Origin of the sequence: Patiriisocius sp. (assembly GCF_051252435.1) — a bacterium.
Taxonomy (GTDB): Bacteria; Bacteroidota; Bacteroidia; order Flavobacteriales; family Flavobacteriaceae; genus Patiriisocius.
Genome location: NZ_JBPOFW010000001.1, coordinates 580,507 through 593,696, shown reverse-complemented (window position 1 = coordinate 593,696; position 13,190 = coordinate 580,507). Strand labels below are relative to the sequence as shown.

Annotated in this window: 13 protein-coding genes; 10 read left to right on the top strand and 3 right to left on the bottom strand. The window is 37.6% G+C overall.

Annotation, left to right across the window (positions count from 1 at the left end; all coding sequences use genetic code 11):
- Positions 1-34: 34 nt before the first annotated feature.
- Positions 35-412 carry a carboxypeptidase-like regulatory domain-containing protein gene (locus ACSHW7_RS02645; RefSeq protein ID WP_435677765.1) on the top strand — a complete coding sequence of 126 codons (378 nt, stop codon included), beginning with the start codon at positions 35-37 and terminating at the stop codon, positions 410-412.
- Here the strand turns inward: ACSHW7_RS02645 and ACSHW7_RS02640 are convergent.
- The 3 genes from ACSHW7_RS02640 to ACSHW7_RS02630 all read right to left on the bottom strand — a co-directional run bounded on the left by ACSHW7_RS02640 (position 409) and on the right by ACSHW7_RS02630 (position 3,134).
- Positions 409-1,137 (bottom strand): metallophosphoesterase, encoded by a 729-nt coding sequence (locus tag ACSHW7_RS02640; protein WP_435677764.1) that lies wholly within the window; start codon positions 1,135-1,137, stop codon positions 409-411. The genes ACSHW7_RS02645 and ACSHW7_RS02640 overlap by 4 nt on opposite strands.
- 9 nt (positions 1,138-1,146) lie before the next feature.
- Complete coding sequence (locus ACSHW7_RS02635; RefSeq protein ID WP_435677763.1) at positions 1,147-2,283, bottom strand: ATP-binding protein; 1,137 nt, start codon at positions 2,281-2,283, stop codon at positions 1,147-1,149.
- 86 nt (positions 2,284-2,369) lie between these two features.
- Positions 2,370-3,134: an SDR family NAD(P)-dependent oxidoreductase gene (locus ACSHW7_RS02630; protein ID WP_435677762.1), complete on the bottom strand. Its 765-nt coding sequence runs from the start codon at positions 3,132-3,134 to the stop codon at positions 2,370-2,372.
- Between the two features lie 198 nt (positions 3,135-3,332).
- Here ACSHW7_RS02630 and ACSHW7_RS02625 point away from each other — a divergent pair, with 198 nt between their 5' ends.
- From ACSHW7_RS02625 to ACSHW7_RS02585, 9 genes are all read left to right on the top strand, one after another.
- Positions 3,333-3,539, top strand: a complete 207-nt coding sequence (locus ACSHW7_RS02625) for a hypothetical protein (RefSeq protein ID WP_435677761.1) — start codon at positions 3,333-3,335, stop codon at positions 3,537-3,539.
- Positions 3,540-3,921: 382 nt separating this feature from the next.
- Positions 3,922-4,926, top strand: a complete 1,005-nt coding sequence (locus ACSHW7_RS02620; protein ID WP_435677760.1) for an AAA family ATPase — start codon at positions 3,922-3,924, stop codon at positions 4,924-4,926.
- Positions 4,927-5,027: 101 nt separating this feature from the next.
- Complete coding sequence (locus ACSHW7_RS02615) at positions 5,028-5,894, top strand: DUF58 domain-containing protein (RefSeq protein ID WP_435677759.1); 867 nt, start codon at positions 5,028-5,030, stop codon at positions 5,892-5,894.
- 48 nt (positions 5,895-5,942) lie between these two features.
- Positions 5,943-7,604 (top strand): BatD family protein, encoded by a 1,662-nt coding sequence (locus ACSHW7_RS02610; protein ID WP_435677758.1) that lies wholly within the window; start codon positions 5,943-5,945, stop codon positions 7,602-7,604.
- The gene (locus ACSHW7_RS02605; protein ID WP_435677757.1) at positions 7,594-8,598 is read left to right on the top strand and encodes a VWA domain-containing protein; all 1,005 of its coding nucleotides are present in this window, start codon (positions 7,594-7,596) and stop codon (positions 8,596-8,598) included. The genes ACSHW7_RS02610 and ACSHW7_RS02605 overlap by 11 nt, the downstream gene beginning before the upstream one ends.
- Before the next feature lie 3 nt (positions 8,599-8,601).
- Positions 8,602-9,651 (top strand): vWA domain-containing protein, encoded by a 1,050-nt coding sequence (locus ACSHW7_RS02600; RefSeq protein WP_435677756.1) that lies wholly within the window; start codon positions 8,602-8,604, stop codon positions 9,649-9,651.
- Complete coding sequence (locus ACSHW7_RS02595; protein WP_435677755.1) at positions 9,644-10,576, top strand: tetratricopeptide repeat protein; 933 nt, start codon at positions 9,644-9,646, stop codon at positions 10,574-10,576. The genes ACSHW7_RS02600 and ACSHW7_RS02595 overlap by 8 nt, the downstream gene beginning before the upstream one ends.
- The gene (locus tag ACSHW7_RS02590; protein ID WP_435677754.1) at positions 10,560-12,362 is read left to right on the top strand and encodes a BatD family protein; all 1,803 of its coding nucleotides are present in this window, start codon (positions 10,560-10,562) and stop codon (positions 12,360-12,362) included. Before ACSHW7_RS02595 ends, ACSHW7_RS02590 begins: the two co-directional genes overlap by 17 nt.
- 6 nt (positions 12,363-12,368) lie before the next feature.
- A complete protein-coding gene (locus ACSHW7_RS02585; RefSeq protein WP_435677753.1) occupies positions 12,369-13,118 on the top strand; it encodes a tetratricopeptide repeat protein in 750 nt (249 codons plus the stop codon).
- Positions 13,119-13,190 lie beyond the last annotated feature (72 nt).

Here is a 13,190-nt window from a genome sequence, read left to right as displayed (position 1 = left end):
AACACTAAATCTTAGCTGAAAACGTTATTAAGTCATGAAAAAGATATTCTTATTAAGTTGTATAATAATTGCTTCAATCACTTCCTCTTGTAATAATGACGACGAAGCTGGAAACATCAATATCAATTGCACCGAGGTTTTTGTTTACGGTCTTAATATTACAATAAAAGATGCCCAAACAGATGCGATTTTGACCGAAGGCATAACAGTAACTGCCACCGAAGGTGATTATTCAGAAACGTTAACCCAATCAAATAATATATTTATTGGTGCCGGCGAACGAGCTGGAACGTATGCAGTCACAGCCTCTGGAGCGGGATATGTTTCTCAAACCATGAATAACATTGTGGTAGCAGAAGACCAATGTCACGTGATTCCAGAAGAAGTAACACTTGCATTAGACCCAAACTAATTTCTCCCTTTTTCATCAGGATACAAGCGCCACAAAGGGTCGCTTTGCCAGTATTCTTTGGTGTTGACATCAAGGATTGAAACACATCCTTTAAACGCCGCTCCGGTATCCACATTCCAAACATTGGCAAAATTTTGAGGTGTTGATTTTCCAATTTTAGTCGTAGGCGTATGACCGATAAAAATCTCCTTATAGTTTTTAAGTCGGTTGGGGTACAAGCCATTATTTTTTGAAATGGAAGTGTCCATCACACATACCATTTCCCAGAGCGTGCGGTCCCAATATACCATATTTGGATAAAATTCGTACGGCGCACCACTTTGATTTGTAAAACCTGCGTGCACAAATAAATTATTCTCATTGTCAATATGAAAGTTCACCAGGTTTTCTAAAAAAGCGATATGGCGTTGCTTTTTTTCTTCGGAAATAGGTGCGTAACTTTCAATACTCGAAGCTCCACCATGATTTACCCACATTGGGTTTTTGTCACCTTTCGTTAAATATTTGTGCAATAAATAGTCATGGTTTCCACGAATAAAAATGCATTTGTTCTTTTCTGAAATTTCAATTAAATAATCAATCGTTGCAGCACTTTCGCTCCAACCATCTACATAATCACCCACAAAAATAAGGATGTCTTTTTTTGAAATTTCAGCGCTTTTTAAAACTTGTTGTAACCCTTTGAGTCCACCGTGAATATCACCAATTACTAATGTTCTTTCCATCTTCATTTATTAAGAATTATATTTTATTTTCCGAAGTATCCGCACGCTTTCTTTATAAGATTCATAAATGTTGGGAAATGGTTTTAAATAGGTTTTTGCTGCCAGTAATTTCGGCTTTGCCTCAAGAAAATCGTTTAAATATGCAATCAAATATTTTGCGGGTAAATTAGCAAGGTCTTTTTCCTCATTGGAATTCAACGGAATTCCTTTTTCTAGTTTTTCAACCAATGCGTTGTTCGCATTAAAAATATGATGCAAGGTTTTTTTATTGTATCGTGGCGGTTCAAAAAGTAATTTTGTGTCCAAATGATACAGCCCATTTTCCTCAAATCGAATGCGCACTTCTTCCAGCGGATAGTATTTATTTTGATTATTGAGGCCTAGCAAAACATATTCTGTAATGATAAACTCGTCTTCGGTAAAAGCAATGCTCACCTCGTCCAAAGCCGAATAAAATAACCTCACCTGTTCGTTAATCAACTCAATATCCACGCGGGAATAATATGTGTTTCCTTTGGAGTTTTTTGTGTTTCCCGCCCAGCAAACCACGAACAATTCCTTAAATACCTTATAGTGAGATTGCAAATCTTTATGCCGATTATTAATAAAATCAATCACTCCATGTAGCGTGTGCTCGATATTATTTTTCGCTTGATTTTCAATGGATTTTACAATTTCACTATTGACATCTTTGATTTCAATATCAAAATCCTTGGGCATTGAAATACTGCCGTCTCTCATAAAAATGGAACCTCCCCAATATTTCCAGATATTTTTTCTCAGAGATGTGATTTTATTAGTGGGTCTAATCGTTACAAGCCCGACAACTTTGTTTTCCGGCAGTGAAGGAAATGCTACATTCTCATACATAATTATCGGTGCATTTGAGAGGTATGCATTGATAAGGTTTTGAATTTTGCTGTCATCAAAAAAGTCGACACCTAGGATTTCGTTTGTGGAATCTTCAACACCGATAACAATAAATGAGTTGTTATTTGGATTGCTATTGCTAAGTGCGCAAACATGTTTTAAAAACTTTGCTTTTCCTTCTTTAGTTCCCAAATCAATTTTTCTCTTTTTGTCATAAAAACTACTCTCATCATTATGTGCGAGGAGGTTTTTAATCAAAAGGCGTTTGTTAATCAAGTTATTGGGATTAAAAAATTATTCAATAAAAGGTTGTCAGTCAATCGGAATTTTAGATAGAACAAGGGTGTTTCACTTTACGGGGGTTAATGCACCTCTTTATTCACAATCGTACTGCTCGCTTGGTCCAAACACATGACGGTCAAATCTGCAATATTAACGTGCGGAGGTCTCGTAATGGCAAAATAAATGATGTCAGCAATGTCTTCGGGTTGAAGCGGTGTAAAATTTTGATAGACCTTACTTGCTCTTTCGGTGTCACCTTTAAAACGGACTTCGCTGAATTCGGTTTCAACCATGCCTGGATTTATCGCAGCTACTTTGATGCCTTTTCCGTTGAGGTCGATGCGCATTCCTTGATTGATGGCATCTACGGCGTGTTTGCTGGCACAGTACACATTTCCGTTAGGATAGACTTCTTTACCAGCAGTAGAACCTATATTGATAATATGCCCCGATTTTCGCTCAATCATTTGTGGTAAAATCGCCTTTGTAACATACAATAATCCTTTTACGTTGATATCGAGCATTGCATCCCAATCCTCAACATTCCCATCTTGAATGGAATCTAATCCATGTGCATTCCCAGCATTATTTATTAAAATATCAATCTGTGAAAACGCTTTGGGAAGGCTTTGTAGTTTTTCTTGAATAGCAATTTTATCTCGCACGTCGAATGCCAAGGTGTGTACGTCACAAAATTTTGAAAGTTCTATTTTAATGGCTTCGAGACGCTCTGTTCTTCTTCCGCAGAGAATAAGATTGATGTTGTTTTTAGCAAATAACGTTGCAGTAGCGAGACCAATTCCTGAAGTCGCGCCTGTAATGAGTGCTGTTTTATTTTTTGTCATCTGTAATTTCCGCAAAGGCGGAGGTGTTTTATTTATTTCGTTTTAGCCTGAAATTTTCATTGGTTTTAATACTCTAAAAATACCAATTCTAAACCTTTTTAAACAGTTAAATGTCTCCCAAATACGCTGTTAATCTGTGTTAACTTCAATAAATATACTTGACTCTCAAAGTATATTTGCTGTTATAATTTAAAAGTTATGTCCAAAGACCAAGCATATAATAGAATGATTGCCTCCTTAACAAGGAGTGTAATGTTGTTGATGAGCATCGCAGTAATCGTTTTTTTATTTACGAGTGCAAGCGATATAATTTCAAATAACTCTAGCCCAGAAACTAAAATTCAAACAGATAATTCGTTCTTAATGAATGCAGAAAATGCGTCTCTTGATTTAAAAGATTCGTAAAAGAAAAAGAAGAATTAATATAAAGGAGCTTTCAGCATAGGTTGGAAGCTCTTTTAGTTTTAGCAAAATCTTTAAAACCCTTAAAATTTCCGAAGCTCTAAAAAGATTTAAAAAAAGGATTTCTTCAGAAATTTCAAGCCACTGAACCGTTTCTGTTGTTCAGCAATTTGTAAAAATTTTCTTAAAATACTTGATGGATTTTTTATCATTTTCTAATTTTACACAGTGATATGAAAAAAGATGAATTTTTCTTGTAATTTCTCGATTACGCCGTCGTCTCTTTTCAAGATACTTTAACCATTAATTAACTAGGAATACAGCAATTTTTAAGGACTTTGCGGGTTGTTATAATTCACGGTATATTGCTGAAAAATAAATAGCTATGGAACACACTTCGACTGCTCTGGATATAGGGGCTTTGAATGAAAAAATTGAAAAGGAAAGCGCTTTTGTTGACATCCTCACTATGGAGATGAACAAAGTAATCGTAGGACAGAAGCACATGATTGAGCGACTGTTGATAGGATTACTTGGACAAGGCCATATTTTATTGGAAGGTGTACCGGGACTTGCAAAAACTCTCGCAATCAACACTCTTTCAAAAGCAGTTCAAGGAAGTTTTAGTCGGGTGCAATTTACGCCAGATTTATTACCGGCAGATGTGGTTGGAACGCTCATTTATAATATGAAAGAGAGTGATTTCAGCATCAAAAAAGGACCCATTTTCGCAAACTTTGTCCTTGCTGATGAGATTAACCGTGCGCCGGCTAAAGTACAGTCTGCCTTGCTTGAGGCCATGCAGGAAAAGCAAGTGACCATTGGAGACACTACCTTTAAATTGGACAGACCATTTTTAGTAATGGCAACGCAAAACCCCATTGAGCAAGAAGGAACTTACCCATTGCCAGAGGCACAAGTTGACCGTTTTATGCTTAAAACAGTTATAAAATATCCTAAAATTGAGGATGAGCAATTAATCATCCGCCAAAACTTAAAAGGAAGCTATGAGCAAGTAAACTCAGTAGTGACATTGGACCAAATTTTACGCGCTCAGAGTGCAGCACGCGAAGTGTATATGGATGAGAAAATTGAGAAATATATTCTTGATATCATTTTCGCTACGCGTAATCCAGAAAATTATAGACTTCCAGAATTGAAAGACCTTATCAGCGTGGGAGCTTCACCTCGTGGTAGTATCAACCTTGCCATTGCTGCAAAATGTTATGCGTTTATCAAGCGTAGAGGGTATGTGGTTCCTGAAGACGTTCGCGCCGTAGTGCACGATATTCTTCGTCACAGAATTGGAGTTACCTACGAAGCTGAAGCAGAAAACATTACGAGCGAAGACATCATCAATAAGATTGTAAATGTAATTGAAGTACCATAGTCCCCCCTGCCCCCCAAAGGGGGGTGTTTTTGAGGGGCACAACAAGTAATTCTAATAAAAGCAAACACCCTCTCCCTCTGAGAGGGCTGGGGAGAGGACAAATGAGCACAACTAAAGAACTCTTAAAAAAAGTACGGAAAATTGAAATCAAGACGCGTCGTCTCAGCGACCACGTTTTTGGTGGCGAATACCATAGTACATTCAAGGGTCGCGGAATGACATTTAGCGAAGTGCGTCAATATCAATTTGGTGACGACGTTCGTAACATCGACTGGAATGTAACTGCGCGCTCGAGTGTGCCACATATTAAAGTTTTTGAAGAAGAACGAGAGTTGACAATGATGTTGATGGCAGATATTAGTGGCTCTGAGTTCTTTGGGACAGACGAACAATTTAAAAACGAAATCATTACTGAAATTGCTGCAACCTTAGCATTTTCGGCCATGCAGAATAACGACAAAATAGGGTTAATACTTTTTAGCGATGAAATCGAATTATTCATTCCGCCAAAAAAAGGGAAGATGCACGTTCTTCGTATCATTCGAGAATTGATTGAATTTAAAGGGAAAAGCAAAAAAACAAACATCGCACAGGCCTTAAAATATTTGACAAATGTGATGAAGAAAAAGGCTATCGTTTTTGTGTTGTCAGATTTCATTGCAGATGAGTATCGAGACACATTAAAAATTGTTGCCGGCAAGCACGACGTCACAGGAATTAGGGTATACGATAGGCGCGAAGAAGAGATTCCAAATCTTGGAATGGTGCAAATGCAAGATGAAGAAACGGGTGCTTCAATGCTCGTAAACACAGGCTCGAAAGCCGTAAGAACAAGCTACGGAAAGTTCTATCGCGAGCGTGTTGATTATTTTCAAGAAGCATTTTTAAAGAGTGGCGCCGGTGCATTGGATTGCCGAGTAGATGAAAGCTACGTGAAAAAATTATTAGGCTATTTTAAAAGAAGATAAGTTTTTGGCAGAGCCGAAATGTGCCAAGAATTACACTAATTGAGAAAAATGAAACAAAAGAGTACGAATATTAAATTGAACCTCAAATTCCGAAATTTCTTCGGTGCATTTTTGGTGCTATTCATTATCTCTTTTTCCAGTATAGCACAAGTTAAAACTACAGCCGATACAACTTCTATTAAAATAGGTGAAGAATTAAAAGTACAATACGAGGTGCTTGCAGATAGCACAGACCTTGTTGTTTTTCCAGACCAACAAACCTTCGCACCCCTCGAAGTGATTGAGTCCTACAAAACAGACACAACCTACGAAGCTTCAAAAATTAGACTCATAAAACGTTATGGATTAACACAATTTGATTCGGGAAGCTATACCATTCCGCCACAAAAAATAATTTTCAACAACAAATTTTATCTTTCAGATTCTATCAATGTTGAGGTTCGGGATGTTGCTGTGGATACGTTAAAGCAAAAAATGTTTGACATTAAACCGGTAGTTTCGGTTGAAAAGCCACCATTTAAATGGGAGAAAATAGTCTACTGGCTATTGCCTTTGTTATTACTTGCGGGTTCATTGTGGTACTATTTCCGAAGAAAAAAGAAGAAAGCCGAAGCTGAAAAACAACTTCCGCCTTATGAGGAAGCAATCGTAGCATTGCAGCAGTTGGACAAAAGTGACTATTTAATTCAGAATAAATCAAAAGAATATTATTCATTATTGACAGAGATTGTCAAACGATATTTGGATAGGGAAGTTGATGATGCCGCGCAAGAAAGCACCACAGATGAGCTTATTGAGCGCTTACAATTGCATAAAGAGGCTGGAGATTTTGATTTTGATGCGGAAGATATAAAACGCTTGGGCGATATTTTAAAGCGTGCCGATTTGGTGAAATTTGCTAAAATGCAACAAGCCGTGGGTCAAGCCGAAGCAGACAGAGCAGCTACAGAAGAAATTATAAATCATACTCACGAAGCCATCCCAGAACCCACCGAAGAGGAATTGCTTTTAGATGAAATGTACAAGGAAGAAGCCCGTAAAAAGCGTTTAAAAAAACGCATACTCTTGGGAAGTCTTGCTGGAATATTCATTTTAGCGATTGCAACTGTAGTTTTAGGAAGTGTTTATGGGTTTGGAACTGTAAAAGACACCGTTTTTGGTAATTCTTCAAAAACATTGCTCGAAGGCGAATGGGTAAAAAGTGAATACGGAGTTCCTTCAATTATCATTGAAACGCCAGAGGTGTTATTACGAAAAGAAACAGGAATTCCTGCCGAATATGCAGACGTGGTTCTTTCTACCAGCCAATTTGAATACGGTGCTAAAAGCGATGCTTTTTCTATCATGCTCAATACCACTAAATACAGAGATAGTGTTCCGCTTGATTTAAATCAAAGCCTTGAAGCTGGATTACAAAAAATTGAAGCAGATGGTGCTATTAATATGGTTGTGAAGCGAGAAGATTTTAAAACTGACAGCGGCATTGAAGGATTGAAAGCGTATGGAGATTTTAATTTACAAGATGCAAATGGCAATACGCTAGAGGAAAAAAGAGAATATACAATGTTGATGTTCAAACAAGACCAAGCTATGCAAATGGTGCTTATGTTTAATGAGTTTGACAATGACTATGTAGCACAAATCAAGGAAAGAATTATTAAATCCATTGAATTAGAAGTAACCGAAAATCAGCAAAAAAATGCTCAGTAATTTCGAATTTGTAAATCCGCAGATGTTCTGGTTGTTTTTACTACTTCCATTGGTGGCGTTGTGGTATTTTTTAAAACGAAACCAGCAAACAGCAACGCTTAAAATTTCGAGTATTCAAGGCTTTAGAACGCCTAAAAACTGGTTGGCAAAATTTCGACCCTTATTGTTTTTATTACGATTGTTAGCGTTAGCGGCAATTATTGTTGCTCTGGCGAGACCAAGAACCGTAGATGAGTCCACGCGAACAGTGAGCAATAAAGGGATTGACATCGTTATGGCCATTGATGTGAGTGCAAGTATGTTGGCACGAGACTTAAAACCCAACAGGCTTGAAGCATTAAAAGATGTCGCGGCACGTTTTATAAGAGATAGAATTACAGACAGGATTGGACTTGTGGAATATGCTGGAGAAAGTTTTACAAAAACACCTTTGACGAGTGACAAAAGCATAGTGCTAACGTCTTTAAAAACCATAACCTATAATACCATTATTGATGGTGGAACGGCTATTGGGTCTGGATTGGCAACTTCGGTAAATAGGTTGAAGGAGAGCCGTGCAAAAAGTAAAGTGATTATTTTATTGACAGACGGGGTAAATAACACAGGGTTTATAGACCCAAAAATAGCGAGCGAGTTGGCAGTTGAATTTGGTATTAAAGTATATACCATTGGGCTTGGAACCAATGGAATGGCACAATCGCCCATTGGTATTCGCGCTGATGGTGGATTTCAATACGGGATGCAACAAGTGGAAATTGATGAAACACTTTTAAAGGAGATTGCTGAAACTACTGGTGGAAAATATTTTAGAGCCACGAACAACACCCGATTAGAACAGATTTATAAAGAAATCAACGAATTAGAAAAAACCGATATAGAAGAATTTAAATACACCAATTATAACGAACTTTTCCGTTTATGGGTGCTATTGGCACTCGGCTTTTTAGGGCTGGAATTATTATTGCGTTATACAGTGTTTAAGAGTTTTGTTTAAAATATGTATAATTTAGAACAACCCATATATTTTTACGTACTGTTCGCAATCCCTATGATTGTGCTACTATTTTTTGGTGTGTTGTTTTGGAAACGACGCACGCAAAAAAAGTTTGCGAATACGGCAACATTAGAAAAGTTAAGTCCCAACCAGTCTCTATTCAAATCTTTTTTAAAAGTATTGGTGGTCTGTTTGGCAGTTGCGTGCATGAGCTTTGCTTTGGTGAATCCTAAAATAGGCACAAAATTAGAAACCGTAAAACGAGAAGGGGTAGATGTTGTGTTTGCGTTGGATGTTTCAAAAAGTATGCTCGCGGAAGACATTGCACCCAACCGACTAGAAAAATCGAAACAACTCGTTACTCAAATTATCAACAAACTTGCCGGTGATCGTGTGGGGATTATTGGGTATGCAGGAAGCGCATTTCCGCAAGTTCCAATTACTACCGATTTTTCTTCAGCAAGATTGTTTCTTTCAGGAATGAATACTGATATGGTATCCTCACAAGGAACAGCGATGAATGAGGCCATCCAACTGGCAGAAACATACTATAACGATGTCGAGCAAAAAAACAGAGTGCTTTTTATTGTGAGTGACGGCGAAGACCACGAAGGAGATTATGCTAGCATTGCAGCGCAAGCCAACGAAAAAGGCATCAAAATTTACACCATTGGGGTTGGGACAGAGAAAGGGGATCGCATCCCGATCAAGCAAAGGGGACGCGTGGAATCCTACAAACGTGACCAAAATAATGAGGTGGTCATTACACGATTAAATGAAGAGTCGTTGAGAGAAATTGCCAAAGCGGCAGACGGCGCTTACATTAATGGTACAAACACAAATGAAGTTGTAGAAGCTGTACAAAATATACTTGGAGGCATGGATAAAAAGGAGTTTGATGCCAAACAGTTTAGTGATTTTAAAGATCAGTTTCAATGGTTTTTGGGCGGGGCATTATTTTTGTTGTTACTCGATATATTATTGTTAGAAAGAAAAACAAAATGGGTAAAAAAGTTGAATTTGTTTAACGAAAAACCCGCGTCAAATGAATAGAATAAAGACACATAATACATTAAACGACAGTTTCAGAATTGATGAGTTGATTTCAGGATTTTTTCAGCCTAAAGCGAAAATTTCAATCGGGCTATTGTTGCTATTATTTGTCATATTTCCGCAGCAAATTTCAGCACAACTAACCGAAGCCGAAAAAGAAAAGGAAGCTATTGAAAAATCCAATGAATATTTGAGCGAAGCATCGCAACTCATTCAAGCAGATAAGTTTGTAATGGGAGAAGCCGAGTATCGAAAAGCGATTTCGGCAAACCAAAAACAAACTACCGGAAATTATAATCTTGGAAATTCCTACTATTTGAAAAGTAAGAATTCTGAGGCTATGGACCGTTTCAAAAAAGCGGCAAAGAATGCTACGACAAAGCCTGAGCGTCATAAAGCATTTCATAATTTAGGAAACGCAATGATGAATGAAAAGGATTACGCAGGTGCCGTTGAAGCCTATAAAAACGCACTCCGCAATAATCCAACAGATGATGAGAGTAGGTATAATTTAGCGTTGGCAAAAGACATGTTAGAAAAGAATCCGCCACAAGGAGGTGGAGGTGATGATAACAAGGACAACCAAGACAAGCAAGACGAAAATAAAGAGGATCAAAAAGACCAAGAAAACGAAGATAAAAAAGAAGGAGACGACGGTAATAATCAAGAAAACGAAGACAAGGGCGACCAAGAGGATAAAGACAAGGAAGGCGATAAAGAAAATGATAAAGGAAAACCAGATGAGCCTAAGGATCCAAAAGAAGAGCAAGGCCAACAACCACAGCAACCTGTGCCTGGTAAATTATCTCCACAGGAAGTAAAAAACTTATTGGAGTCCATGAACAACGAAGAGAAAAAAGTACAAGATAAAATCAATGCTCAAAAACAAAAAGGAGCAAAAGTAAAAAGTGAAAAAGACTGGTAAGATGATGAAAGTGAAGCACATTTTATATCTGTTGTTATTTGTTTTCTGCGCGTTTACAGTGCAGGGACAGGTAAAATTTGAGGCTAAAGTGAGCAAGAAAAAACTAGGGATAAATGAGCGTCTACGGGTAGAGTTTGAGATGAACGAAGATGGCGATAATTTTAATCCGCCAGATTTTGATGGCTGGCGCGTTGTTGGAGGACCCAACCAAGCCATAAGTAATACATATATTAATAGAAAACGCACCTACTCAAAAACCTATTCGTATTTCTTGTCTCCTTTAAAAAGAGGTAATTTGACTATAGGTCAAGCATCCATCGTGGTGGAAGGAGAAACGTACAAAACCATTCCTGTTACTGTTGAAGTGACAGCCGCAGTTAAAACTCCAACTGACGGAGAAAACATGGATATCATTGCAGAAGACAACGTCCATCTCGTTGCTGAAATCAGTAATGGAAATCCATTTTTAAACGAGCGTATTACTGTCACGTACAAAATGTATGTTTCCAAAGATGTGAGTATTACCAGCCAATGGCGTGAGATTGACACGCCTAGGTACGCCGATTTTTGGAGTAAGAATATTGATGCATCTGGGAATTTTAAAATTTACGAAGGAGATTACAAAGGCGAGAATTACCGCTATGTAATTTTAAGAACTACGGTGCTGTACCCTCAAAAAACAGGAAAGCTAGAAATAGAGCCTTTGACTCTGGATGTACCAATCGATGTGCCTGGAAATCGTCGTGATTTATTTGGTAGACGTTTGACAACGCGTGTAAACAAAACCATTTCGGCTGGGCGTCGCACCATTGATGTAAAACCATTGCCATTGGAAGGACAGCCAGAAAATTTTGGTGGTGCTGTGGGCGAATTTCAGTTTAGTGTTAAAACAAATAAAGAGGTGTTGGATGCCAATGAAGCACTGGAAATAACAACAGCCGTTTCCGGAAATGGAAATTTGAACACCCTACAATTACCGTCATTAAAAGTGCCCAGTACGCTCGAAATGTACGAGCCTGAAAGAAGCGAAAATTTAAACACTAGAGCTAATGGAATTAGTGGTTCAGTTTCAGAAAATTATACGATAGTGCCGCAGTACAAAGGTGTTTATCCCATTAGACCAATCGCGTTTTCATACTTTAATCCCAATATAGAAAAATACCAAACCATTACGTCTCAGGAGCTCGTTATCAATGTAGAAAATGGCCCGGTAACAAATGCCGTTGCTGGAACAAACGATGAAAATGCGGCTGTAGATAAACAAGAAGTGGTGCTTTCCAGCGAAAATTTTAAATATATTAAACTGTACGCTAATTTATCACCCATTGCGAGTGAACCATTTTTTAAATCTACATTATTCTGGTCATTATTGGGCGGGCCGTTTTTACTAATTCCATTATTCATTATAGCAGGAAAAAAGCGAAACAGAAGGCGTGCAGATGTTCAAGGAAATAGGTTGCGTAAAGCCAATAAAATGGCAAAACGATACCTTGCCGAAGCTAAAAAGAACATTGGGAACAAAGTAGTTTTTTATGAAGCACTAGAGCGGTCATTGCACAATTATTTGAAAGCAAAGCTCAACATTGAAACTAGCGAAATGAGCAAAGAGCGTATCGCTCAATTATTGTATGAGCGTGACGTGGAAGAAGTTACTGTTGCGCAGTTTGGTTCCCTATTAAAAAGTTGTGAGTTTGCAAGATATACACCAACAAGCAATGTAACGATACAGCAGGATTACGATAAAGCGGTTGAGACCATCTCAGCGATTGATAAACAAATACAATAATAGATTATGAAGCAATTATTGTACATCACATTTTTACTTTTTTCCACTTTTGGGATGGCGCAAAACGAAGCGCTTTTCAACCAAGGAAAAGATAATTATAAAGCAGAGAAGTATAGCGAAGCAATTACAAATTGGAAGCAAATCTTAGATAGCGGGAGTCATAGTGCCGAGCTATATTTCAATTTAGGGAATGCGTATTATAAGTTGAACCAAATTGGACCGAGTATTTATTATTATGAGAAAGCGCTACAGTTGACACCCAATGATAAAGAAATTAAAGTGAATTTAGCTTTTGCTGAAAATGCAAGAGTTGACGTTATCGAACCGCTACCCAAAACTATATTTTCAAAATGGTACAATAGCATTGCTAGTATTTTTACTTATGAAGGCTGGGCTATAATTGCAGTCGTGTTTTCTATGTTATTTGTTGGATTCTTTATTCTATATTATTTTAATATTTCCGAAGGGAAAAAGAGACTTTTCTTTACAAGTTCTATTGTTTCCATCTTATTAATGATTGGTGGTATTTCGATGGCATATTTAACTTTTGGAGACGTTCAAAATAACAAACCAGCAATCGTTTTTGCGGAAAGTATTGAAATTAAAACAGCTCCAAAAATGAACAGCGCCGCAGCCTTTACACTTCACGAAGGCACACAAGTACAAGTTATCGATAGTGATGGGGATTGGTTGCGCATATCGCTTGCCGATGGTAAAGACGGCTGGATTCCTAAAAGCGACTTGAAACTTTTGTAGTATTTTCTTTAATAATTCTTTACATCTACCTAACTTAAATAGGTTATTTTTACCTAAGTCTGTTTGCAAGAC

Coding starts and splice junctions, on each gene's coding strand:
- ACSHW7_RS02620 (WP_435677760.1), top strand. CDS start 3,922: ATGGAACACACTTCGACTGCTCTGGATATAGGGGCTTTGAATGAAAAA.
- ACSHW7_RS02595 (WP_435677755.1), top strand. CDS start 9,644: ATGAATAGAATAAAGACACATAATACATTAAACGACAGTTTCAGAATT.
- ACSHW7_RS02605 (WP_435677757.1), top strand. CDS start 7,594: ATGCTCAGTAATTTCGAATTTGTAAATCCGCAGATGTTCTGGTTGTTT.
- ACSHW7_RS02625 (WP_435677761.1), top strand. CDS start 3,333: ATGTCCAAAGACCAAGCATATAATAGAATGATTGCCTCCTTAACAAGG.
- ACSHW7_RS02615 (WP_435677759.1), top strand. CDS start 5,028: ATGAGCACAACTAAAGAACTCTTAAAAAAAGTACGGAAAATTGAAATC.
- ACSHW7_RS02585 (WP_435677753.1), top strand. CDS start 12,369: ATGAAGCAATTATTGTACATCACATTTTTACTTTTTTCCACTTTTGGG.
- ACSHW7_RS02645 (WP_435677765.1), top strand. CDS start 35: ATGAAAAAGATATTCTTATTAAGTTGTATAATAATTGCTTCAATCACT.
- ACSHW7_RS02600 (WP_435677756.1), top strand. CDS start 8,602: ATGTATAATTTAGAACAACCCATATATTTTTACGTACTGTTCGCAATC.
- ACSHW7_RS02640 (WP_435677764.1), bottom strand. CDS start 1,137: ATGGAAAGAACATTAGTAATTGGTGATATTCACGGTGGACTCAAAGGG.
- ACSHW7_RS02610 (WP_435677758.1), top strand. CDS start 5,943: ATGAAACAAAAGAGTACGAATATTAAATTGAACCTCAAATTCCGAAAT.
- ACSHW7_RS02630 (WP_435677762.1), bottom strand. CDS start 3,134: ATGACAAAAAATAAAACAGCACTCATTACAGGCGCGACTTCAGGAATT.